Source organism: Pseudanabaena sp. lw0831, assembly GCF_016584665.1.
Lineage (GTDB): Bacteria > Cyanobacteriota > Cyanobacteriia > Pseudanabaenales > Pseudanabaenaceae > Pseudanabaena.
The window spans coordinates 24,441-47,416 of sequence record NZ_BBJB01000113.1; the positions used below are offsets into that span (position 1 = coordinate 24,441).

The window sequence follows — 22,976 nt, forward strand, 5'->3', positions numbered from 1 at the left end:
GATTTAGCTAAGAACTTCAGCGATTTCAATTACTTGACCATCTGGGTCTTTGACCAAAAAGTTGAGCGGCTTTTCACTACGAACCTTGTGCTTAATACCTTTGACTTGAATCTGCAACAAGAGTTGCTCCACACAGTCACGATTAAAGCAAATATGTCGTCCTCTGTTTGCGTCGGTGACATTGGCTCCAGGGACAATGTGCAATTGGACGTTTTTCTTGAGCTGATACCATGCGCCATCCATGTCTGCTGAATATTTGGACTGAGAGCGTCTAGCTTCAGCAGGAATATAAATTGGATCGGCAGGTGCGCCCATGCCGTATTCATAGCCATAGTAATAATGTAGCGGTATATCAGCGATCGGCAGTTTCATTTCGCCTTCATAAAAATATCGCGCTTGATCGAGGTTGGAAACCATGATCGTATGTACTTTCGGTGCGCTGGTGAGAAACATCCACATGGCAACTGCGTATGCACCGAGGAGCATAACCATGATGCCTTGAGTAGAAAAAATTGACTCCATCGTAAAGCAACTACATATTAAGAGACTAAGCTTTTTAGTTTAACGCAACTGTCATAGGTTTAAGTCACAAACTACACGATCTGACAATTTACCTTATAAGAGAGGGATGGGCGGCGCGAAGCGCCGCCCATCCCTGTACCGTGTAAATCTATTTATCGTAGGGAATATCTGATGGCTTTTTCCCAACCGTTACCGTAAAGCTAGGAAATTTCACTAAGTCCGCAGTAAATTTTTCGTCTAAAGTCAGGGCATATTTGCGATCGGACAATAAAACTACGGGAATATGCTCGCGATCTTCTTTATTAGAAACTAACTTTCTTTCTACTTTTTTTGTAAAATGCTCTTGCTTAAATTCTTTTATCTGCTCATTGCTAATTCGATTTAACCTACCTTGCTGGGTTAAGAGATTAATAATCACAGCAATATTATTACCTGATGCTGCATGACCCATCGTTCTGTAATATTCGGCTATCAATTTTTGGGAAACAACTAAATGAGCGTTATCATCATGTTTTTTGGAATCAGAATTAAATTCTATTAGCCATTTAATCAGTTTCTTGTATTCAGGATCGACAGGATTAGAGAAGTTTTTAGCTATATTGGTGTCGATAAATATATCTTTTCTAGTCATTAGAAATTTTTAAAAGTTAAACCTATCAAGCATTGAGAGCAATATCCATTGTGTCAATCATATATGTCTCAAAGAATCCTTTGGGAGCATTTAAGATTTGTCCATCTTTAGTAAATTCAATCCTATGAGCAATGCTGCCATCTTTAATCGAGTTTTCAAAATAATAAACAGCTACATCTTCTGGTTTAATTTCTCCTGTGACAATTAGCAACCTCATCCTATTGAGCAAATATTCACTATGAGTTTCAACAATATAATTTTTATTTCTCTCTTTAACTTGCTTAACTAAATAATTACCTAAGTTGGCTTGTACAGAAGGATGTAAATGTATTTCTGGTTGAGACATTATTAGAGTGGAATCATCAGACAACTGCAAATCAGCGACAATAATAGGTAAGAACTGACTAATTCCGAAACCAACATCAGCTAAAGATGCCCATTTACTTTTGCCTTTAACCTTAACTTTTAATTCAAACCTACCCCCAGATAATCTTTGAAGCTTAATGTCATGTAATATTTTCAAGGCTCTAAGAATAGAAACTAATTCATATAACTCATCTGCCACGTTATCATTCCATTCTAAAATCTGGTCTATATAGCCACCTCCAAACTTATCAACTTTATCAGTTGCTAATGATTGGTAGTAAGTACGATCAGGATGAGATCTAAAAGAACTTATGAAGTTAAAACCGGGGTTTAAAATCCAGCTATCATATAGACCTCCATGTATATGAGCAATCCAACCACCAATATCATCATCGAAATCCTGAATAATCAGATTTCTGACATCCTTTCCATAATTATGATTAGAATAGTTTGCAATGTAAGACAAGTCTTCTTTTTGCTTGATTTCAATTTCACTAAAAGGAGGAGTTGTTTTTGATATATTTAAACTGCTTAACTTTGGAGATTTACTGTTGGGATCAAAATACCATTTTGTTCTCACTAATTCCGGATTAAAGTAATCAGCAGATAGTGTCATTTCAATTCCAATTTGGTTTTTTAAATCATGATTAAAGGAAACCTCCCCAAATCCACCCATATTTACATAATTTCCATTGAATGACAAATACAAAGGGAAGGAAACTATATGGAAATTTACGCTTTGAATCGGCGCTAATATTCCATATATCAGAGAACTTTTACCGCTACTATTTTCACCTGTAAGCAAAGTTATTTTTGAGAAGGAAATATCTACTTCTTTAAAGCATTTAAAATTTTTTAGAGCTATTTGATGAATCCACATAAGTGAGGTTTCCTGAAAGGATTTTTTGAAATATATATGTTTAGTTTATATCTGCGATTCTATAATTTGCCGATCCCGATAAATCTCTAACGAGTTCCCGAATCTAAATACATGGCACTGGTCAGTTAATGAGGGATGGGTGCTGAAATTCACATTTCATGCCGACAAAAAAGACGCAAATACGTTGATCACGTTTTAGCTGACCAGTGCCAATACATAATAAAAATTATAAAAGTCCTAGCTTTGTTTTACTACATTTTTAAAAATCTTGCTGATCGCTTGCTAAGCGTAAAATTTTTCCTGCCAACATCGCCGCTCCGAAGCCGTTATCGATATTTACCACACCCACACCAGTTGCACAGGAATTAAGCATCGTCAGCAAAGGCGCAAGCCCATTAAAACTAGCACCATAACCAATACTCGTCGGCACAGCCACAATCGGGCAATCCGCCAAACCCGCAACCACACTTGCCAGCGCTCCCTCCATGCCAGCGACCACAATAATCACATCAGCATCCGCGATCGCATCACGATGACTGAGCAAGCGATGGATTCCTGCCACACCCACATCCCAAAGCCGCTTCACCGTAAATCCACATAGCTCACCTGTCACAGCAGCTTCCTCTGCGATCGGTAGATCGGCAGTTCCTGCGGTAAGGATTGTCATCGTGCCTTGCTTTTTCATAGTTGATTCACCGAGACAGCAAATTTGGGCGATCGGGTAATATCGCAAACCGCGCAAAGATGGCTGAATCAGTTCATAAACTACGGTTGATATTTTGGTTGCCATTACTAATGGATTTTTGGACTCCATCACCCGCATAATCTGGACAATCTGCTCAGGAGTTTTACCCAAACCAAAAATCACTTCAGGAAATCCTGTTCGTAAAGTGCGATGGTGATCGATTTTGGCAAAATCTCCAACTGTTTCATAGTGTAGATATTTCAATTCTTCTAAAGCTTTCTCTGGGCTAAGTTCTCCTTTCGCTACTGTTTCCAGAATTTGCTTTAAGTTGTCGTGCATAGAGATTAAACGTGCTGATTTAGGGAATTACCCAAATTTGTAAGGTTGCGCTCCGCAGGGGCGCAACCTTACAAATTTGGGTTTTCAATTAATTATTTTACCGATTTACGGCAGCCTCAACTATTCGTCATACTTTTAATAGGCTTATCCGAAAGGCTTTGGAAATATAGCAAACCCGCAGAGGTCAGGAACGTGAAGTAAGCGATCGCTTGTCCTAGAAATAGGCGATCGCGAAAGCCAAACAAAGCTTTGAGCAAGATCCCAGGGAATTCTTGGTCAGGAAGAATCTCATGCACATCCCAAACTAAACCACCTAGAAGACAAGAAGTTAATCCAGTTGTTGCATCCGTTGGGAAACAAAGCGAAGCTTGCGAGAGTTCAGCGTAGGCTGCTACGGCTTTGTCAAGATGCCCGATCGCACTAATTACTAAACCTCCAACGATTAGTAATAGAAATATACCCATCGCTTGAAAAAATACTTTAAGATTGATGCGAATCCCGAACTGAAACAGCGCAATCCCGATCCCTACAGCACCAACTAAACCTGCGATCGCACCCAAAATTGGCACAAGTCCGCCTTGCAGCTTTGCCGAGATAAAAATCACCACCTCAAAACCTTCGCGCAAAACTGCGATTAAAATCAGCGTGAATACGGCAAAGCCTGCATTCTTTTCATTCGAGATCGCCTTGCCAATTCGCCCTTCGATTTCACCCTTCAGCGCTTTAGCATTTTCAGTCATCCATACCAACATCCAACTCAACATGGCGATCGCAGTAATTCCCAAAAGCCCTTGCCATAATTGCCCATAAAAAGCTGCTTGGTCTGGGTCAGTACTTTCGACCTGTTTGAGAAACCAATTCAGTAATATCCCCATCACAAAGCTAGCCAAGATACCTGTACCAATGCCGCCAAATACCCAAGGGTTAAGCGAACTGCGATCAGCTTTTTTGAGATATGCCATCACGATGCCCACCACAAGGGCGGCTTCAACACCTTCGCGTAAAGTAATCGCAAAAATCGGTAAGGCTGCACTGAAATCCATATAAGTTTCCTTTAGTTTACTAGTAACTCTCTCTAATCATTTGTCAAAGATAACGTATACAAATTCAATTCCCCACAAATAGCGATCGCTATCTATTTCAGTAATTTATCATATTTAGCTCTAGTGGTGCAGAAAACTTTTTGAGGTCTTATTTGAGACTTAGTTTTGGTAAATTAGCATCTTGGAATAGCCTATTTACAAGGCTTTATATCAAGGCTTTTAAAAATCTATCTTAAGTTAAGATTAGGACATAATGCTGGTTCCCAGACTTTTCTGCACCACTAAGCTCATAAACCTATCAATAAGCAAGAGGCGATCGCTATTTTTTACTCATTATCTCTGTTTTTGAGCAATTTCTAAAAGTACCTGATACAAAATGATTTCAGGAGATTCCCTAACATCATCCCCTTCATGCTTGTGATGAGGAAATGTAAAAATTTCAACATGATGGGGGGCATTATCATAGCGAAAAATCATGACTTGATTTTCATTCATGTAATGATATCGATATTTTAACTTCCGTTGAATTTCAGTATTTTTAACCTCAACAAAATCCAAACGATGATTATTTTCAAAGATAATCGAGCCGCCAATATAACCTTGGGTAACATTGTAGATTTTCTTAGTCAGTGAGACAAAACGGACATTTGGGAAATCCCGAATCGTTTGCTCAATTTCGATAAAATAAGTCTCAATCATCTCAATTCGCTAAGCTGCATCTGATTGTGACAAAGCATTTCGTACAAACCTGACCAAACCATAAAATCTGCATCATCCCCTAAAATACCTTGAGAGAATCTCTCTTGAAAGTCTTCAGAAGTCATTTGATGTTTTTGTTCAAATTCCTTTAGATCCAATCGCAAGTTTAAGACACCTTTTTGTAATTCTGAAATTTGATAGGAAATAATAGTTCTTGCAAATATCTCCGTATCTTGCACCTGACTTAAAATTTTTCTAAGTCTTTTTTCTGTTTGCGGCTGAACAGATAGATGAAAGTCAATCATTGTACCTTATCCTTAAATTAGAAAAATCATAAATAATGTTAAGGTGAGTCGTTTATAGACTCACCTTAACATTATAAGCAAATCAACTAACTACTTCGCTGCTATAGGCATACCCAAAATGTCCTCAATACGCGGCATATCCTCTAATGCAATCACCCGACCTTGATCTTCAAAATTGGAGATCTGATCGAAGTTGAGATAGCGATAAAGCTCACTGGCAAAAGGATCGATCTTTCTCGTGACGATCGCTTGATATTCATCCACCGTAGGAATCTTACCTAGCAAGGCACAGACGGATGCTAGTTCCGCCGAACCGAGATAGACTTGAGCATCTTTGCCCATGCGATTATTGAAGTTACGAGTGGAAGTCGAGAATACCGTCGCGCCATCGGCAACACGGGCTTGATTACCCATGCAGAGCGAACATCCTGGAACTTCCGTTCTGGCTCCAGCGACACCGAAAGTACTGTAGATCCCTTCTTCTTTGAGTTGGAACTCATCCATGCGCGTGGGTGGCGCTATCCAGAGACGGGTTTTGACTGGAGGTTCTTTTTCGAGAACCTTGGCGGCGGCGCGGTAATGTCCGATATTAGTCATGCAGGAGCCGATAAATACTTCATCTACGCGATCGCCTGCAACTTCTGAGAGCAACTTCACATTGTCAGGATCGTTCGGTGCAGCAACGATTGGCTCTTTAATTTCATTGAGATCGATCTCGATGATTTCTGCATATTCGGCATCGGGATCGGCTTCCATGAGAACAGGATTCGCGAGCCATTCTTCCATTTTGGCAATGCGGCGGAGCAGTGTTTTGGCATCGCTGTAACCGCGAGCGATCATGTTTTTCATCAAAGCGACATTCGATCGCAAGTATTCGGCAACTGTCTCAGTGCTAAGCTTAATCGTACTGCCTGAGCAGGAACGCTCAGCGGTGGCATCGGTGAGTTCAAAGGCTTGTTCCACTTTTAGATCGGGTAAACCTTCAATTTCCATGATTCGACCTGCGAAGACATTCTTTTTATTCTTCTTCTCAACTGTCAGCAATCCTTTTTGAATGGCAATATAGGGAATCGCATTCACGACATCCCGCAGGGTGACACCAGCTTGCAACTCACCTGTGAAGCGTACTAATACGGATTCAGGCATGTCCAAGGGCATAATTCCCAATGCGGCAGCGAAGGCGACTAGTCCTGAACCTGCGGGAAATGAAATGCCAAGAGGAAAACGAGTATGGGAATCACCGCCAGTACCGACAGTATCGGGTAATAGCATTCTGTTTAGCCAAGAGTGGATAATGCCATCATTGGGACGGAGCGCCACGCCTGCGCGAGTAGAAAAGAAATCGGGAAGTTCCTTATGGGTTTTGATGTCCGTAGGTTTGGGATAGGCGGCGGTATGACAGAAGCTCTGAAGCACTAAGTCAGCGCTAAATCCTAAACAGGCAAGTTCTTGCAACTCATCGCGAGTCATGGGGCCAGTTGTATCTTGGGAACCAACGGTCGTCATCAAGGGTTCGCAAGAAGTATAGGGACGCACACCAGTCACGCCGCAAGCTTTGCCGACCATCTTTTGAGCGAGAGTGTAGCCTTTGCCTGTGTCGGTTGGGACAGATGGAAGGATGAAGATATCGCTAGCAGGTAAACCAATCGCATGGCGAGTTTTGGCAGTGAGACTGCGACCGATCAAGAGAGGAATGCGACCACCTGCACGAACTTCATCAGCGATCGTATCAGGGGTGAGGCTAAAGGTGGAAATAGTTTCACCAGCTGCGTTTGTAATCTTACCTTCGCGAGTGTGGATCGTAATCACATCACCCATTTCCAATTTAGAGACATCGCACTGAATCGGTAATGCGCCTGCATCTTCAGCCGTGTTAAAGAAAATTGGGGCGATCGTGCTACCGAGAATTACCCCGCCTGATCGCTTATTAGGAATGAACGGAATATCATTGCCTATATGCCACAGTACCGAGTTAATCGCCGATTTTCGCGAAGACCCAGTTCCTACAACATCACCAACAAAGGCGACAGGATGACCTTTTTTCTTAAGTTCAGCAATGGTTTTTAGACCAGTGGGCATCATTGATTCCAACATGCAGAGCGCATGGAGGGGAATGTCAGGACGTGAGAAAGCTTGAGAGGCAGGTGAAAAGTCATCGGTATTGATTTCACCTGTTACTTTAAAAACAGTAACAGTAACAGTCTCAGGCAATACGGGGCGACTGGTAAACCATTCGGCTGCTGCCCATGACTCGATTACGCCTCTGGCTCTAGCGTTAGTTTTAGATAATTCCAAAACTTGATTGAAGGCATCAAATACTAGGAGCGTTTTCTTGAGAGCAGTTGCAGCAAGATCGCCTAAATCATCATTTTCTAGCAAATCGATTAGAGTATGCACGTTATAGCCACCGACCATCGTGCCAAGCAATTCCACTGCTCTTGACGGTGTAACCAATGGTGATGTCAATTCACCCTTAGCGATCGCAGTTAGCCATCCTGCTTTGACATAGGCAGCCTGATCGACTCCTGGGGGAATGCGATCGCGTAGTAACGATAGTAAAAATTCTTCTTCACCTGCTGGAGGCTTTTGCAATAAATCGCAAAGTGCCGAAGCTTGCTGGGCATTCAAGGGCAAAGGGGGAATCCCTTGCTGGGCGCGTTCGGCAACATGGTTACGGTAGGCTGATAACATACGTTGTTATTTCTAATTCTGTAATTGAGATATAGCAGATTGTGAGAGTATGACCCTCTGGGGCACACTCTCACAATCTGCCGAGGATAGCTATATTATCGATCCTATTAAACTTTGGTGCGGAAATTATGTTTGCGTTGATATGTTTTAGGTTTTGCAGAGATTGGGGTTCAAAGTAAAATGAAAACTTGTGCCAGCTAAACAAGATAAATCTAAACTAGCTCGCAATTGTTGAGTCATAATACGTACCAGTCTTAAACCAAGTGAAGCAGTTGCTTTAAAGTCAATATTTTCAGGAATCCCTATCCCATTATCACGAATGATTAAATGTAAGTTTTCGTCATCCAGCGACTTATATAAAATTACTTCAATTAAGCCCACATTATTATTTGGGAATGCATACTTAAAAGCATTTGTTAATAGTTCATTCACGATTAATCCCATAGAAATGGCCGTATCAACATTCAATTGAGTTGGCTTAATATCTAATTTTAATTCAACTTGGCTAGTATTAAAACTTGTGGAACTATAGAGATTACCGACTAGACGCTGTAGGTATTCACAAAAATCAACCTTATCCACATCATGAGATTGATATAATTGCTCATGAATTAGCGACATTGTATGAATCCGTCGTTGACTATCGGAAATCGCTCTCAACGCTTCTGCATCACTTATATAACGAGCTTGCATCGACAGCAAGCTATCAACCACACTAAGATTATTTTTAACCCGATGATGTACTTCTCTTAATAGAACTTCCTTGTCCGCAAGTGATGATTGCAGCCTTGATTCAACTTCTTTTAACTTTGTGATGTCAGATGCTGCGCCAATTGTCTGCTTAACAGTGCCATCAGCATTACAGAAAAAAACAGTTTCTTGACTATAAAACCATTTCCATTTGCCATGAATATCTCTCATGCGATATTCAAAGACAAATAAATCTTCAGGATTCTCTTCAGGTTCTTTGTTGCGAATAAGCTCGTAATGATCTTTTACTTTTTCTAGATCATCAGGATGAATGACCTTATGCAGTAGTAAGTCACCCATTGCTTGAATTTCTGATGGTGTATATCCCAGAAGATGTGTAATAGCTTGATTGCAGTAAATATTACGATGTTCTTCGATATCGTAAATATAGAGAATGCTGGGAGTAGTATCGGCAATCCGTTGAATAAATTGTTGACTGCTTTTGAGAGCTTGTTCAGTCTGTTTACGGGTTAACGAGATCGCAATATAAGTAACAATTGTCTGTGTTAATTGGACTTCTTCTTCCGTAAATTGCCTTGGCGCATCAAAATACGCAACAATATCCCCTAAGTGTCGGCGTTCGTACTGTAGCGGAAATACTGCCAAGGCTCCAATGCTTTCAGCTAGGCATATACTTTGTAAACTGCGATCGCTAGGCAATATCGCACAGTAAGGAAAAGTCCTGAATTTGAGTTCAATTTGATGAGATGAATCTTCAAAGAATGCTTCAATAGATTGCCTGTAACCTTGACTAATTCCTACAGATTCTTGATATTTTAAACAATGATTAGCTTTAGTTGTAATCACGGCCGAACGCGAAGTTCTTAGAGCAGTACAGATTCCATTTATCGCAATTTGATAAATTTCATTAACTGATTGTGCAGCATTTAACGCTGATACAAAGTCGTACATCAGCCTTAAGCGATTGAGCTGCAAATTCAAGCGATCTTCAGATAGTTGTTGATCCGCGATCGTTTGTACTAATTGCAGGTTAACTTCTTTGAGTTCTGTCCTTACTTTAGCCATGAGCATCACCTCCTACGATCGCATTCTTAATTCTTAAGCTTGGCGAACCACAACCAACCGCTAGTCCACTTTGTCCTCCTTTGCCGCAACCACCTGAATCGTCCCACTCAAAGTCATTGCCGATCGCCTCAATATCCTGCAAAGTCTCAAAAGCATTTCCTGAGAGCGTCACATCCTTAACAGGCTCAGCAATTTGACCATTGCGAATCATCCAAGCTTCACCTGCGGTAAAGGTAAACATCTCACCATTAGTCATACCGCCTTGCCAGTTTTTGGCATAAACACCAATAGGAATATCGTTAAACAAATCGGCAACAGGTGTTTGACCGCGACCAATCCAAGTATTTGTCATCCTTACGATTGGTGGGTAATGATAATCCAAACATCGCGCATTACCAGTTACTTTTTCACCCAATTTACCTGCTGTCTCCCGCGAATGTAATCTCCCAACTAATACACCATCTTCGATTAACTGAGTTGTCGTCGCAGGTACACCTTCATCATCATAGAGATAACTACCTCGATGGTCAGCAGTAGCAGCTCCGTCAAAAATTTGTAGATCAGTCGAGCCAAATCTTCTACCAATGCTCATCGTTTCTAACATATCGGGATTTTCATAGAGCATATCCGCTTCCGAGAGATGCCCAAATGCTTCATGCACAAACAATCCTGCCAAAATCGGATCGATGACTACTGTGTAAGTATTACCTTGCACCGTGGGTAAGTCTAGCGCACTAACAGCACGTTGAGCCGCGCCAAGTACTTGTCGATCCAAATTGAGCAAATCCTTATAAGCCATTCTTGATCCGAAAGTTTCGCGACCAGTTTGGATCGTTTCCCCATCCCTTGAGATCGCGGAACATCGCAATTCCCAGTCAGCCCATTCTTGCTCAATCATTGTGCCTTCAGATGTCGCAAATACAACTTGCTGCGTGCAGTCTCCATAGCGGACTGCGGTGCTAACCACGCGATCGGAAACCGATCGCAAAATATCTGTGTAATGGGCGCACAAATTCTTTTTGTCAATGAGTTCAATTTGATGCAGATTTTCTTTAATCAGCGATACCTTCGCTTGGACAGGCTCAACTTTGGCAAGCACAGTTTCTGCATTGCCAACCCATTTTGCCGATGCGATCGCTTCTTCGAGTTTGGCTTCCAAACTATGTAGATCATTAAAACTCGCAAATCCCCATCCGCCCCGATGACAAGCTCTGACCTGTCCACCAATCGAAATACCCGTACTCAAAGTTTCAACTTTACCACTACGTAAAAAAATATCCGCCCCTTGATCTCGCTCTAACCGAATCGCAAAAAAATCGACATGAGATTTATACTTGCTCACTAAGCTCGAAATTTGATCTTTAAATTGCCATATGTTCATATATCAAGCTCACAAGAAAAGCTTTTTATGCATTTTACTGAAAATTATTACACAAAAATCATTATTTGCATATAAAAATAGCAAATCTCATAATATAGCTATAACCGCTTGGATTAACACATATCAAAAGCCAAAAGATGAGAGGCGGCGCTTCGCGCCGCCTCTCATCTTTTGGCTTTTGATATGAAACCAATTTTTATCATAAAAATTTCTGGCTACTACAAATATAAATTGCCAATTGAGTACTTCTGTGATATATATCTTAGCCTAAATTCCCTAAATGAATTGCACCTATGAATGCCACAGTAAATGCCCTCGCGAATACCTCAGAAGACATGACAGCCAACCTTCAGAAGGAAATTAATTTACTTAAGGTTGATCTAGAACAAAAGGATCTGTTAGTACAGCAGCTTTCTGAAGAGCTTTTTCGTTTGGTAAAGGGAAATACAGCCTTTTTGCCAAATGCTGAGGTACATGAGCATCATTCAGAAGAGATGCGCTGTTTGGCAGAAAAGCTTGCTATGGTCGAAAATCAATTAATTTTGTCTCAAGCCCTAATCCAAGATCGCGATCGCGAAGCCTTAGAATTGCGTCACACCATCCAAGAAATGAGCGATCGCAATCGGATGCTAGAGCAAGTCGTACAGGAGTTGCCAAATATTTATCGGGCAAAGTTTGCCGAACGGATTGTTCCGATCAAACAAAAGATCGAAGCACTGCAAAAAGAAAACCGCCAATTGCATATTGAGCTGCAAAGCCTTAGTTTCCGTCTCTCAGGTCGTACTCGTCGTCCTGCGGCTCAACAGCGCCTTGAGCTACCCAGAGTTATCCCTGCACTAGGCTAAAACAAATAAAGGCGGCGCATCGCGCCGCCTTTATTTGTTTTGGTTTTAGGTGGGCATTGCCCACCCTACTAAAAATAAAGAAAAGCGGCGCAAAGCGCCGCTTTTCTTTATTTGGGTCTTAAGCCATACATGCCACCGAGCAAAAACCATAACAACATACTCAGTCGTGGCTCATAGAGTACTAAGTCTAACCACCCTGACATCAAAAAAAGCATCACGCTGATCACGACTACGACTATCATTCCGTCTGTATCTTTAGCGATCGCAGATTTGAGAGATGTCCAGATTGTCCAACCGATGATGCCGACAAATCCTAACAGCGCAGGAATTCCCGAAGCAACAGCGATCGCTAAAAACAAATTATGCTCATGGGGTAGCCCTCGCAAGTCATAGCCGATAGACTGGGCGACCAGTGGAAAATTACGTAAACCCCAACCTTGGAGCGGATGTTGAGATATTAGAGAGAGCGCAAATTGCCAAACATTTAGGCGACCAGCCGTGGATGCATAGTCACCTAATTGCGGATCGATGCTACTAACTAAGCGATTGACGAATCCTTCTGGTAATAGCGATCGCACCGCTTCGCCACCCAAACCAAATTTTTGCCCGAACACTCCCCACGCAATGATTGTCAAAACAAGTCCAAATCCTGCGACAAGTTTCCATTGACGGTAGTAGAGGGCTAGGGCGACAGCGCCGAATATAGCCAGTCCCCAAGCATTGCGCGAACTAGTCAGAATCAGTACACAAGTTCCTAATGCTAGAGCTATAGCAGCGATTATCTGTTGGGATTTAGAAATACTTTTGACTTTGCCAAGAGCAAAATGAAAAGAGATCGGTAATATCATTAAGAAGTAAGCAGCCGTTTCATTGAAATGCCCGAAAAATGACTGAATGCGGCGATCGGGACTAAATCCCATGGGGATCGGATAGCTATCAAAAATCACTTTCGGAAAGATTAAATCGGGGCGATCAAGAACGGCTTGTAATAGACCAAATCCACTTACCATTATGGAACTCAGCACTAGTAGCCAGAGAAAATGAATAAATTGAGTAGGGGTACGGATGATGTAGCTAGTAGTAGCAGCCAAGAGAAAATATGGCAAGAAATTAGCTAGTCCTCCTGCGGCAGTTGCTGGGTTGAAAGCGATGATGGTAGTGAAAATCATCCATAGCGACAACCCGAAATAAGCTTGATTAACTGGTGCTGCGATCGCTCTCCATCCATAGCAAATCAGAACTCTCAAAGCCAGTATTGCCATAAAAATTGGCATGAAAATATTGCTAATCACCATAAAAATAGCAACGCTTTGCAACCAATTCCACTCTAAGCGCAACTCATCATTGTCTGCCGATTTCCAGAGCATCCATTCACCTTACACATTTGCGTAATCACAATTTTAATAGCTAGGCACAATTAAAACCCAAAAACCAAAATATGTACCGCCCGCTATGCGGACGGTACATATTTTGGTAAAAAAAGAAAGGGAGTGCAGTGCACTCCCTTTCTTTTTTTAATAAAGATTTGCTCTGCAAACCTTTATTAATGATTAATAATCGAAGTCGCCGCCAGCACCCATTGCGCCGCCGCCGCCAGCACTAGCACCTTCAGGCTTATCAACAACGATACATTCGGTAGTTAGAATCATGCCAGCGATCGAAGCTGCATTTTGCAACGCAGAACGAGTAACCTTAGCAGGATCAACAATACCAGCGACAAACATATCTTCAAATTCGCCAGTCATTGCATTGAAGCCAATGTTGAAGTCTTTTTCACGAACATTCTCAGCGATTACAGCACCGTTGAAGCCAGCATTAGCAGCAATACGCTTAACAGGAGCAGAAAGAGACTTGGCTACGATGATCGCGCCAGTTAGTTCTTCACCTTTGAGGTTTGCAGTTGCCCATGCGTGCAGTTCAGGCGCGAGGTGAACATAGGTTGTACCACCACCAGGAACAATACCCTCTTCAACAGCAGCTTTAGTTGCGTTGATGGCATCTTCGAGACGAAGTTTGCGATCCTTCATTTCGGTTTCAGTTGCAGCACCAACCTTGATGACAGCTACGCCACCAGAGAGCTTAGCCAAGCGCTCTTGCAGCTTCTCTTTGTCGTAGGAAGATTCGGTTTCTTCAATTTGACGACGGATTTGTTCAACGCGAGTCTTCACTGCGGCTTCGTTACCGTCAGCAACGATGGTGGTGCTGTCTTTGGTGATGATCACGCGGCGTGCTTTGCCGAGTTGATCGAGCTTAACTGCATCAAGACGCAGACCAGCATCTTCGGTGATCACTTGTGCACCTGTGAGAGTTGCCAAATCTTCGAGCATCGCTTTACGGCGATCGCCAAAACCTGGAGATTTGATCGCTGCAACGTTGAGAACGCCACGTAGACGGTTTACAACGAGGGTTGCCAAAGCTTCCTTTTCGATATCTTCGGCGATGATGATCAAGGGACGACCAGAACGAGCAACTTGCTCTAGAACTGGAACGAGTTCTTGAACTAGGGCAATCTTCTTATCTGTGATCAACAGAACTGGTTCTTCAAAAGAAGCTTCCATGCGTTCTGTATCAGTCACGAAGTAAGGAGAGATATAGCCCTTTTCAAAGCGCATACCTTCAGTAATTTCCAATTCGGTGAACATGGATTTGCCTTCTTCGAGGGAAATCACACCTTCTTTACCGACTTTATCCATTGCTTGGGCGATCATTGCGCCAACTTCTTCGTCATTACCAGCAGAGATGGTTCCAACTTGAGCGATCGCTTTAGAATCTTCAATGGGTTTAGCATGATCCTTGATCTTGCCAACCAAGAAGGCAGTTGCTTTGTCGATGCCGCGCTTGAGGGCGATCGAGTTAGCACCAGCCGCAACATTACGCAAACCTTCTTTGACCATTGCGTGAGCCAAAACCGTTGCGGTAGTGGTTCCATCACCAGCAGCGTCATTAGTTTTAGAAGCAGCTTGACGAATCAAAGCTACGCCGGTATTTTCAACATTATCTTCTAGTTCGATTTCTTTAGCGATGGTGACCCCATCATTAACGATTTGAGGAGAACCAAATTTCTTCTCAAGAACTACGTTACGTCCCTTAGGTCCAAGGGTGACGGCGACTGCTTCAGCCAAGATGTCCATACCACGCTCAAGGGCGCGACGAGCATCTTCGTTATAAATTATTCTCTTAGCCATAATATTTTTAAGTTGGTGATTGGTGAATAGTTTGTAGAGTGCTTTGCACTCTACAAAGAGACTATGAAACGATCGCTAAAATATCTTTTTCTGCTAGCAGCACATATTCGTCTGTGCCAAGTTTGATGTCAGTGCCAGCATATTTGGAGTACAGAACTTTGTCTCCAACTTTGACTTCGAGGGCTTGGCGCTCGCCTTTGTCGTCGAGTTTGCCAGGTCCTACTGCAGCAATTTCGCCGACTTGAGGCTTTTCCTTTGCCGTTTCAGGTAAGAAAATTCCACCAGCGGTTTTTTCTTCTTTAGCGCTTACTTTAATAAATACGCGATCGGCTAAAGGCTTTACGGTAGTTACGTTTAATGTCGTTGTTGCCATTTGTATTCACTCATTTGACTAGCATTTTTTGGCTTTGTCTAGAGTTGTTTAGCACTCTAGGTGACTGAGTGCTAATTTAACCGAAATGGTTGCAATGGCTATAGTGTGGTTTACCGAACTGTAATAACAAAGCAGGTGACACTACATGTCACCTGCTTTGTTATTACCATAAATCAGAATATAAAACCCATTGTGGGGCTTTGCCCTGCAACCCTTCTGGTGGCTCGCATAAATAAATAAAAAGCGGCGCATCGCGCCGCTTTTTATTTATTTATGCTTCTTCTTGTTCTTCGCCTTGCAGTTTTAGCAAGAAGTAGCCGAAGGCAATACCAACAGGAATTAGTACCATCGATAAGACCATTGCGTTAACCATTTCTCCCATGATGTTCTCTTTTTAAAAATTAATATAGTATTGCTTTAGAAATTTTACCGCATAAAGATTCGGTATAAAAATCAGTTTTGATGCAAGTCCGCCGCCGACGGACTTACATCAAAACTGATTTTTGTTTTTGTTACCGCCGCAGGCGCTAACAAAAATCACAAGATTTCTACATCGATCGCATCGGCATAATCTTCTTGCTCACGCTTAGCTTGACTATCCTTAGATTTATGAGAATCTTGCTCATTTTGATAAGATTCCATAACTTCAGCCTCGTCTAACCAAACTGGGCGAATCTCGTAATGAACTCGCAGATTTGCAGGAGCACTGCGTTCAGCTTCTCGCACAAATCGATTAGCTTCCCATTCTGCTTGAAATGTGTTGATCAATTTGAGCGTTTTTAGACGTTGTCGCTCTAGATATGTCCATACTTCCCAAGCATTGTATTCAGGCTCTTTGGGCGTTTCAATGATTTCTTCAGGCTCAGAAAATATTTCAGCATGATCGTCATGATCTGTAGACTTTTGGCTATCACGAATAGGATCATTACTCTGATCCTCAAATTTAGATGGTGATGGCTTTGGTCTATCTTCATCATCGCGAGATTTGCTAGCAACATCCTTCGATGTTGCCGAATCTGCGAAGGCATCCTGCGATCGCGATAGACTTTTAATCGCCCTTGCCCGAATTTGTCTAACTGATGACTGATCGCCTGCGATCGCCTTCACCTCGATCGCCGTCTGAGACTGATCAACCCATCCTTTAAAAATGACTTCCTCGTCATTAATTATTAAGCGATCGCCAACTTCTAACGCAAATCCTGCTAACGAATTAAACAATGGCTTCAAGTTTGGTGTTGAACTAAAGCCACTAGCACTATTAGCGTCTTGACTATGGTCATTAGCGACCTTGGGGATAGAGACATTTGCCTGACTAGATTTCCCATTGTCAATCAGGCTTTGGACTCCCCCAGTTGCATTCTCATCTCGCTAATTTGAGCATGTAACGGAGCTAGACATTTCTCGACATATGTCAAAAGCTCAGGATGTAAAATGAACGGAGATGGCTCTGGTAGCTTTTCTGGTATTGTCTCAGGCTCAAACTCGCGGCTGACCACTGTTAAAATCCAATCAGCGATCGCCTGTTGTTTGGCATCAGCTTTTGTTTTGATTTGGCTCAATAAAGGCAGAGGAAAACGAAGATTTACCTGTTTTGTCCTATGAGGAGTCGCCATTATTTGCCCTTACTTAAAATTTTTGAAAATGTTTGCGAACTTAATTATAGCAATCGGCATCACTAATACCAATTCTCGAAAATGTAGTCCAGCAATTCTCGTTATCAAAATCGGTTTTTTGAAAGCCCACCTATGGCGGGCTTTCAAAAAACCGATTTTGGAGTTTCCAGCGCAAAAGGCGCTGGAAACTCCAAAATCGGTTTCATAATGAGAATTGCTGAATGTAGTCGCACTTTCGATAATATAAAAATCAAACCTAAAAAGAAGAAGCATCGCAATTATTGCGATGCTTCTTCTTTAGCTTTATAGACATTTCGATAGCCAATAATTATTTAAACTGCAAAGGGGATTTCCCCAATGAAAGCGTAACCATTACCCACAACGCTAAGCTAGAGCAGGCAAAAGCGGAAATAACTCCTAAGAAAAAGCTATTCCAAACAATAATCATTTTGCTTTTCTCCTGAATACAGAATTCTAGCTGTACTGTACATAATATTTATAGCTTATTACTTTATAAAGTAACTGTGCGATTGCTGACAAAAATTAACAATCGATCATAGACGATGAAACAAATTAATTTGTTCCCTAAAACTCATGTTTAAGAACGCGCTTTCCATTATCTAGCTGTTTTAAAACACGGGTTTGGAGAAGTTCAAAAACAGCAAGCCCAGAACCAGTAATTCACTTGTGAAACCAATTTTGGGGTTTTCAGCGTCGCAGGCACTGAAAACCCCAAAATTGGTTTTGATGGCATTTGGAATAAAAAAGATGAGGCAGCTTTAGCCGATGATAAAATGAGTATCTGTACTTTTTGATCCCAAAACCATGACCGATTGGCAAATCGCCGCCGAATTTGAAGACATTCTCTATCACAAAGCCGATGGAATGGCAAAAATTACAATTAATCGTCCCCAAGTTCGTAATGCTTTTCGTCCTAAAACGATTACAGAAATGATCGCTGCCTTTGCTGACGCGCGAGAAGATGTAGAGATAGGTGTAGTTTTGCTAACTGGTGCAGGACCTACAACCGATGGTAAATACGCTTTTTGTTCAGGGGGCGATCAGAAAGTGCGTGGAGATGGTGGTTACATCTCTGAGTCTGGCGTACCGCGCTTAAATGTACTCGATTTGCAGCGTTTAATTCGGACAATGCCTCAACCTGTAATTGCATTAGTTGCTGGTTATGCGATCGGTGGTGGTCATGTGTTGCACGTTGTCTGCGACCTAACTATTGCTGCCGATAATGCTGTTTTTGGGCAGACTGGCCCAATGGTTGGTAGCTTTGATGGTGGTTTTGGGGCTTCCTATTTGGCGAGATTAGTTGGACAGAAAAAAGCAAGGGAAATTTGGTATCTATGTCGTCAATATGATGCTCAAGAAGCTCTTGATATGGGCTTAGTGAATAAGGTTGTACCAGTGGGGCAGTTGGAAGCTGAAGGCATCCAATGGGCGCAGGAAATTTTAGATAAAAGTCCCTTGGCAATTCGTTGTCTCAAGTCTGCCTTTAATGCTGATTGTGATGGACAAGCGGGTATTCAAGAGTTGGCGGGTAATGCAACAATGTTGTTCTACATGACTCAGGAAGCACAAGAGGGTAAGCAAGCATTTCTCGAAAAACGCAAACCCAATTTTCGCCAATATCCCAAATTGCCATAAATGATATTCCGCAAATGCAAAAACGAGAGGTAGCGCAAAGCGCTACCTCTCGTTTTTGCATTTGCAGTCAACAGATAAGACGATCACGATACACTTGATAAATTATGATCAATTAGCAAAAATCAATCAAGTTTTATGTCAGAAACCGTTCTTCTCAATACCTTCTTCTGGTCTGCCATTGTACTAATGGCGATCGCCACTAGTGGCGTTGGCTATCTCACTTATCTAGAATGGCAAGATCGTCGCCGTCGCGGAGGAAAAAGTTAAACCACTCATACATCCGATCTTCCAACCAAGGCGTGTGCCACGCTAAACCTAAGTTGATTGTTTCTACAAAATTTTCAGGCAAATCATCATCATTGATCGCCACGCAAAATCTAAAGGTCGCAACCTGTTCCCATTGTTTTAAATGTTTGAATACGCACACGATCGCCTGACGATAGGGATGATTTGGTTGTTCATACCAATCATTAGAAATTTCATTGGAGCGATCAAATCCTAAATGGACAATCGAGAGCTTGTTGGAAAACTCTTTTGCTAATAGGTTTGGATCTTGCGTATCAGCATTGGCAAATAAACTCGCAAAAGCTATAGAGGTTTCCTCTTGTAGTAATAGATCGTTAGCTGAAGTAACTTCCCGTAATTGATCGAACCATTCAGGTGGTTTATGATCGGTCCAGCGAATCCCAAGGGTGATGAGTTTAGTCTTCAAGAGCAAATGCCCTAGCTTTTCCGCCTTGGTTTCGAGATAGCGTAAATTATGCTCATTGGTTTCAATGAGTAAAGGCAATCGCCCAACAACTTCAATATCAAACCCTTTAAGTCCCGCTAGTTTGCGAGGGTTATTAGTAATTAAGCGCATTTTCTTAATGCCTAGATCGTGTAAAATTTGCGCCCCAACTCCATAAGTACGCAGATCAGCCCCAAATCCTAGCTTTTCGTTAGCTTCGACCGTATCTAATCCGCCATCTTGAAGGTTATAGGCTTTGATTTTATTAATTAGCCCGATGCCACGCCCTTCTTGTCGCAAATAAACGACTACGCCCCAATTGGCAAACTCGATCATTTTTAAAGCACTTTGCAACTGTCCCCGACAATCACAACGGAGAGAGCCAAGCGCGTCGCCTGTCAGACATTCAGAATGTACGCGCACCAAAACTTCATGTTCAGGAAAGTCGTGGAGATCGCCTTTAACGATCGCAAGATGCTCCGTATTGTCGAGGGTATTGCAATAGGCATAAACTTTAAAGTCGCCAAATAACGATGGTAAATTTGCGATCGCTTCTCTCTGCACAAAGCGATCGTGCGCCAGACGATAACTAATCAAGTCGGCAATGCTAATTAATTTCAGGTTATGCAACTTTGCATATTCAATTAGTTCAGGCAGACGCGCCATTGAGCCATCATCATTTTGGATCTCGCAAATCACCCCTGCGGGATATAGTCCTGACATTTGCGCCAGATCCACCGCTGCTTCAGTATGTCCAGCGCGCTTGAGTACGCCGCCATCCTTTGCCCTGAGAGGGAAAATGTGTCCAGGACGGCGCAGATCGTTAGGGCGTGTATTGGGGTTAATCGCCGCTTGAATTGTACGAGATCGATCCTCTGCCGAAATTCCTGTTGATGTACCTTCTACCGCATCAATGCTGACGGTGAAGGCGGTTTGCTGACTATCAGTATTGCGATCAACCATCAGTGGCAGATCTAGGCGATCAAGGCGATCGCCTGTCATCGCTAGACAGATCAGACCTCGCGCTTTCACCGCCATAAAATTAACCATTTCAGGGGTGGCAAATTGGGCTGCCCCAATCAGATCGCCTTCGTTTTCACGGTTTTCATCATCGACAACGACAATGAGACGACCAGATTTGAGGTCATTAAGAGCATCGGGAATAGAGTCAAATTGAAACTTAGTCAAGGCTTACTGTCAGGGCTTCAAGCTATTTATATCCATCATATAGCAATCTCTATATTGCTTAACCCAGAAAACAAAGAGAGAGGCAAAGCCCTCACTATGTTGTTGATATAGCTCCCGCATCCGTTGAGACATCAAAATTCATTTGTGAGATTAAATGGTTTGCTATATTCATCAGATTTTATGCAAATTATTATTTGATGCATTTTTAAAAATTTACCAAATAAATTAAATGTTTGATTTGCTTGATTTATTTAATTAACTTAATGAATCAAACCTTAATTTAACGAACCTTAATGTTTGATTTGTATAACTTATTGTTTTTACAAACACAAGTTGCGCAAACATTTTGAATATGACATTGCTATATCCCACAAACTTTTAGGAACATTTAGTTTAGATATACAGTCATTCGCAAATATACATAAATATGTATAGGAGAAAAACTCAAAATGACAAATCAAACTAGACGTTATAGCACTGCATTACTTGTTGCTGTTAGCTTTATTGGTAGCTCTGCAATTCCTTTATTCAGCGCAACCTCTGCATTTGCTCAGACCACGTTTAATGATGTGCCTACAGGTTATTGGGCGCAGACTTTTATTCAAGAGTTAGCCTCTAGAGATATTATCAAAGGCTTTCCTGATGGGGGATTTCGTCCAAACGATCCAGTAACTAGAGCGCAATTTGCAGCGATGCTTAGCAAAGCAGTAAACAAAGCGCCTATTCGAGGTGGTGTCACTTTTGTTGATGTTGCTTCAAGTTATTGGGCAGCTTCTGCCATTCAAACTTCATACACAACTGGTTTTATGTCTGGCTACCCAGGCAATGTTTTTGAACCTACCCAAAATATTCCTCGTGTACAGGTTTTAGTTTCCCTTGCTAATGGCTTAAATTATTCTGCTAGTCAATCGCCTGAAACAATTCTCCAAACCTATGCTGATGCTTCTGGCATCCCTAACTATGCTAGAAATAGCGTAGCGGCAGCTACTGAGAATCGATTGGTGGTTAATTATCCCAATGTGCAGTTCCTAAACCCTAATCAAACAGCAACTAGAGCAGAAGTTGCCGCGTTTATCTATCAATCTTTGGTGCGCTCAGGACAAGCCAATGCGATCGCTTCTCCTTACATAGTGGGGCAGACAACTACGACTCCTCCAGTGCAAAACCAAGTCAGAATTCCCGCAGGCAATGTAATCGCTGTGCAGTATTCCAAAGACAAGATTTTGCTTGGGCCTGATGAAAAAGTTCCTCTTGTGCTCAATGTGTCACAAAATATTGCTAATTCCCAGGGCACCATTTTGATACCTGCTGGTACTCAAGTTGTGGGTGAATTGCGAACTGTATCTGGTGGTGCACAGTTTTTTGCCAGCGAACTTGTGTTTGCCAATGGTCAGAGAAAAGCGATCAATGCAACTTCTAAAGTTGTTACTACAACCGAGAAAGTTGATAAAGGCGTAAACGTTGGGGGACTTCTGCAAAATGCTGCCCTTGGTGCTGCTGCTGCTGCTGCGATCTCTGCGGTAACAGGCGATCGCGCGATCGCTACTGAGGAAGTACTTGGTGGTGCTGGTGTTGCCGCATTGATCGGTCTATTTTTAGGTCGTAATAGTGTCACCCTTGCTTCTGTCAATCCCAATACTGACCTAGCAGTAACTTTGAACTCCGATCTTTTGCTATAGATTCTAAAAAATTGTAGTGAAGCTTAATGTAAAAAAGCAACGCCATTCCCGAATAGGAATGGCGTTGCTTTTTTATCGTGAGTGTTAGTTCGAGTTGATTTATACAAATTCCTGAAAGTATTTAGGGCTTCCTGAAAAAGTACAAAAGCTCGCTACATAAGGACTTTAAGCTTTTTTGCCATAACAAGTGCAAGGTTATAGCGTCTAGAGGCTCAAAACCCTTGCACTTCCGTGGAAAATCGCTGGGTAAATTTTGGAAATATGCGACAGAATACTATTTTTAAAGCTGTATTGCCTTTAAATTCGCTCTGTAGACTTTTTCAGCAAGCCCTATTTACTATAGCTGTAGTCACTCAAGTTAAGATATAAAACCTAAAAGAGAGTTGCGG

General features: G+C 42.0%; 22 protein-coding genes. 5 read left to right on the forward strand and 17 right to left on the reverse strand.

From position 1 onward, the window contains the following. Nucleotides 1-3: 3 nt before the first annotated feature. The 10 genes from APA_RS23050 to APA_RS23095 form a co-directional block, all read right to left on the reverse strand. Complete coding sequence (locus APA_RS23050) at nt 4-522, reverse strand: glyoxalase-like domain protein (RefSeq protein ID WP_201324565.1); 519 nt, start codon at nt 520-522, stop codon at nt 4-6. A 148-nt stretch (nt 523-670) separates the two neighbouring features. Then, complete coding sequence (locus tag APA_RS23055) at nt 671-1,153, reverse strand: hypothetical protein (protein WP_201324566.1); 483 nt, start codon at nt 1,151-1,153, stop codon at nt 671-673. A gap of 25 nt (nt 1,154-1,178) precedes the next feature. Beyond that, nucleotides 1,179-2,399: a DUF3696 domain-containing protein gene (locus tag APA_RS23060; protein WP_201324567.1), complete on the reverse strand. Its 1,221-nt coding sequence runs from the start codon at nt 2,397-2,399 to the stop codon at nt 1,179-1,181. Nucleotides 2,400-2,658: 259 nt separating this feature from the next. Beyond that, nucleotides 2,659-3,423 (reverse strand): nickel pincer cofactor biosynthesis protein LarB, encoded by a 765-nt coding sequence (larB, locus tag APA_RS23065; protein ID WP_201324568.1) that lies wholly within the window; start codon nt 3,421-3,423, stop codon nt 2,659-2,661. Between the two features lie 116 nt (nt 3,424-3,539). Further along, nucleotides 3,540-4,466 carry an FTR1 family protein gene (locus tag APA_RS23070; RefSeq protein WP_201324569.1) on the reverse strand — a complete coding sequence of 309 codons (927 nt, stop codon included), beginning with the start codon at nt 4,464-4,466 and terminating at the stop codon, nt 3,540-3,542. Nucleotides 4,467-4,799: 333 nt separating this feature from the next. Beyond that, complete coding sequence (locus APA_RS23075) at nt 4,800-5,165, reverse strand: DUF6516 family protein (RefSeq protein ID WP_201324570.1); 366 nt, start codon at nt 5,163-5,165, stop codon at nt 4,800-4,802. After that, complete coding sequence (locus APA_RS23080) at nt 5,162-5,470, reverse strand: hypothetical protein (RefSeq protein ID WP_201324571.1); 309 nt, start codon at nt 5,468-5,470, stop codon at nt 5,162-5,164. The genes APA_RS23075 and APA_RS23080 overlap by 4 nt, the downstream gene beginning before the upstream one ends. A gap of 90 nt (nt 5,471-5,560) precedes the next feature. Then, complete coding sequence (gene acnB, locus APA_RS23085) at nt 5,561-8,161, reverse strand: bifunctional aconitate hydratase 2/2-methylisocitrate dehydratase (RefSeq protein ID WP_201324572.1); 2,601 nt, start codon at nt 8,159-8,161, stop codon at nt 5,561-5,563. 147 nt (nt 8,162-8,308) lie between these two features. Next, the gene (locus APA_RS23090) at nt 8,309-9,937 is read right to left on the reverse strand and encodes a sensor histidine kinase (protein WP_201324573.1); all 1,629 of its coding nucleotides are present in this window, start codon (nt 9,935-9,937) and stop codon (nt 8,309-8,311) included. Beyond that, nucleotides 9,930-11,318: a TldD/PmbA family protein gene (locus APA_RS23095; protein ID WP_201324574.1), complete on the reverse strand. Its 1,389-nt coding sequence runs from the start codon at nt 11,316-11,318 to the stop codon at nt 9,930-9,932. The genes APA_RS23090 and APA_RS23095 overlap by 8 nt, the downstream gene beginning before the upstream one ends. A gap of 293 nt (nt 11,319-11,611) precedes the next feature. Between APA_RS23095 and APA_RS23100 the strand changes: the two genes are divergently transcribed. After that, nucleotides 11,612-12,163, forward strand: a complete 552-nt coding sequence (locus APA_RS23100; protein ID WP_201324575.1) for an Npun_F5560 family protein — start codon at nt 11,612-11,614, stop codon at nt 12,161-12,163. Between the two features lie 107 nt (nt 12,164-12,270). On the opposite strand, the gene APA_RS23105 is transcribed toward APA_RS23100, so the two are convergent. The 6 genes from APA_RS23105 to APA_RS23130 all read right to left on the reverse strand — a co-directional run bounded on the left by APA_RS23105 (nt 12,271) and on the right by APA_RS23130 (nt 17,334). Further along, on the reverse strand, nt 12,271-13,530 hold the full coding sequence (locus APA_RS23105; RefSeq protein WP_201324576.1) for an O-antigen ligase: 1,260 nt from the start codon (nt 13,528-13,530) through the stop codon (nt 12,271-12,273). 183 nt (nt 13,531-13,713) lie between these two features. Continuing rightward, the gene (gene groL, locus APA_RS23110) at nt 13,714-15,348 is read right to left on the reverse strand and encodes a chaperonin GroEL (RefSeq protein WP_201324577.1); all 1,635 of its coding nucleotides are present in this window, start codon (nt 15,346-15,348) and stop codon (nt 13,714-13,716) included. 61 nt (nt 15,349-15,409) lie between these two features. Continuing rightward, nucleotides 15,410-15,721, reverse strand: a complete 312-nt coding sequence (groES, locus tag APA_RS23115; protein ID WP_009629538.1) for a co-chaperone GroES — start codon at nt 15,719-15,721, stop codon at nt 15,410-15,412. 271 nt (nt 15,722-15,992) lie between these two features. Further along, nucleotides 15,993-16,103, reverse strand: coding sequence for a PetM family cytochrome b6-f complex subunit 7 (locus APA_RS23120; RefSeq protein ID WP_190303551.1), 111 nt, complete (start codon nt 16,101-16,103; stop codon nt 15,993-15,995). Nucleotides 16,104-16,258: 155 nt separating this feature from the next. Continuing rightward, a complete protein-coding gene (locus APA_RS23125; RefSeq protein ID WP_201324578.1) occupies nt 16,259-16,939 on the reverse strand; it encodes a hypothetical protein in 681 nt (226 codons plus the stop codon). 113 nt (nt 16,940-17,052) lie between these two features. Next, complete coding sequence (locus APA_RS23130) at nt 17,053-17,334, reverse strand: hypothetical protein (protein WP_201324579.1); 282 nt, start codon at nt 17,332-17,334, stop codon at nt 17,053-17,055. 132 nt (nt 17,335-17,466) lie between these two features. On the opposite strand from APA_RS23130, the gene APA_RS23135 reads away from it, so the two are divergent. The 3 genes from APA_RS23135 (at nt 17,467) to APA_RS25535 (ending at nt 19,257) form a co-directional block, all read left to right on the forward strand. Beyond that, nucleotides 17,467-17,643 (forward strand): hypothetical protein, encoded by a 177-nt coding sequence (locus APA_RS23135; RefSeq protein ID WP_201324580.1) that lies wholly within the window; start codon nt 17,467-17,469, stop codon nt 17,641-17,643. A 516-nt stretch (nt 17,644-18,159) separates the two neighbouring features. After that, on the forward strand, nt 18,160-18,990 hold the full coding sequence (gene menB / locus APA_RS23140; protein ID WP_201324581.1) for a 1,4-dihydroxy-2-naphthoyl-CoA synthase: 831 nt from the start codon (nt 18,160-18,162) through the stop codon (nt 18,988-18,990). 135 nt (nt 18,991-19,125) lie between these two features. Further along, nucleotides 19,126-19,257, forward strand: coding sequence for a hypothetical protein (locus APA_RS25535; protein WP_268962210.1), 132 nt, complete (start codon nt 19,126-19,128; stop codon nt 19,255-19,257). Here APA_RS25535 and ribBA read toward each other — a convergent pair. Further along, a complete protein-coding gene (gene ribBA / locus APA_RS23145; RefSeq protein ID WP_201324582.1) occupies nt 19,208-20,908 on the reverse strand; it encodes a bifunctional 3,4-dihydroxy-2-butanone-4-phosphate synthase/GTP cyclohydrolase II in 1,701 nt (566 codons plus the stop codon). The two genes, APA_RS25535 and ribBA, sit on opposite strands and share 50 nt — an antisense overlap. Before the next feature lie 449 nt (nt 20,909-21,357). On the opposite strand from ribBA, the gene APA_RS23150 reads away from it, so the two are divergent. Further along, on the forward strand, nt 21,358-22,587 hold the full coding sequence (locus tag APA_RS23150) for an S-layer homology domain-containing protein (protein WP_201324583.1): 1,230 nt from the start codon (nt 21,358-21,360) through the stop codon (nt 22,585-22,587). Nucleotides 22,588-22,976: the final 389 nt, after the last annotated feature.

Bases quoted from the DNA above. Each gene is read 5' to 3' on its own strand.
- APA_RS25535 (WP_268962210.1), top strand. From the start codon at position 19,126: ATGTCAGAAACCGTTCTTCTCAATACCTTCTTCTGGTCTGCCATTGTA.
- larB (WP_201324568.1), bottom strand. From the start codon at position 3,423: ATGCACGACAACTTAAAGCAAATTCTGGAAACAGTAGCGAAAGGAGAA.
- APA_RS23130 (WP_201324579.1), bottom strand. From the start codon at position 17,334: ATGGCGACTCCTCATAGGACAAAACAGGTAAATCTTCGTTTTCCTCTG.
- groL (WP_201324577.1), bottom strand. From the start codon at position 15,348: ATGGCTAAGAGAATAATTTATAACGAAGATGCTCGTCGCGCCCTTGAG.
- APA_RS23055 (WP_201324566.1), bottom strand. From the start codon at position 1,153: ATGACTAGAAAAGATATATTTATCGACACCAATATAGCTAAAAACTTC.
- APA_RS23095 (WP_201324574.1), bottom strand. From the start codon at position 11,318: ATGAACATATGGCAATTTAAAGATCAAATTTCGAGCTTAGTGAGCAAG.
- APA_RS23080 (WP_201324571.1), bottom strand. From the start codon at position 5,470: ATGATTGACTTTCATCTATCTGTTCAGCCGCAAACAGAAAAAAGACTT.
- APA_RS23060 (WP_201324567.1), bottom strand. From the start codon at position 2,399: ATGTGGATTCATCAAATAGCTCTAAAAAATTTTAAATGCTTTAAAGAA.
- APA_RS23050 (WP_201324565.1), bottom strand. From the start codon at position 522: ATGGAGTCAATTTTTTCTACTCAAGGCATCATGGTTATGCTCCTCGGT.
- groES (WP_009629538.1), bottom strand. From the start codon at position 15,721: ATGGCAACAACGACATTAAACGTAACTACCGTAAAGCCTTTAGCCGAT.
- APA_RS23105 (WP_201324576.1), bottom strand. From the start codon at position 13,530: ATGCTCTGGAAATCGGCAGACAATGATGAGTTGCGCTTAGAGTGGAAT.
- APA_RS23090 (WP_201324573.1), bottom strand. From the start codon at position 9,937: ATGGCTAAAGTAAGGACAGAACTCAAAGAAGTTAACCTGCAATTAGTA.
- APA_RS23070 (WP_201324569.1), bottom strand. From the start codon at position 4,466: ATGGATTTCAGTGCAGCCTTACCGATTTTTGCGATTACTTTACGCGAA.
- acnB (WP_201324572.1), bottom strand. From the start codon at position 8,161: ATGTTATCAGCCTACCGTAACCATGTTGCCGAACGCGCCCAGCAAGGG.
- APA_RS23075 (WP_201324570.1), bottom strand. From the start codon at position 5,165: ATGATTGAGACTTATTTTATCGAAATTGAGCAAACGATTCGGGATTTC.
- APA_RS23135 (WP_201324580.1), top strand. From the start codon at position 17,467: ATGGCGGGCTTTCAAAAAACCGATTTTGGAGTTTCCAGCGCAAAAGGC.
- APA_RS23100 (WP_201324575.1), top strand. From the start codon at position 11,612: ATGAATGCCACAGTAAATGCCCTCGCGAATACCTCAGAAGACATGACA.
- menB (WP_201324581.1), top strand. From the start codon at position 18,160: ATGACCGATTGGCAAATCGCCGCCGAATTTGAAGACATTCTCTATCAC.
- APA_RS23120 (WP_190303551.1), bottom strand. From the start codon at position 16,103: ATGGGAGAAATGGTTAACGCAATGGTCTTATCGATGGTACTAATTCCT.
- APA_RS23150 (WP_201324583.1), top strand. From the start codon at position 21,358: ATGACAAATCAAACTAGACGTTATAGCACTGCATTACTTGTTGCTGTT.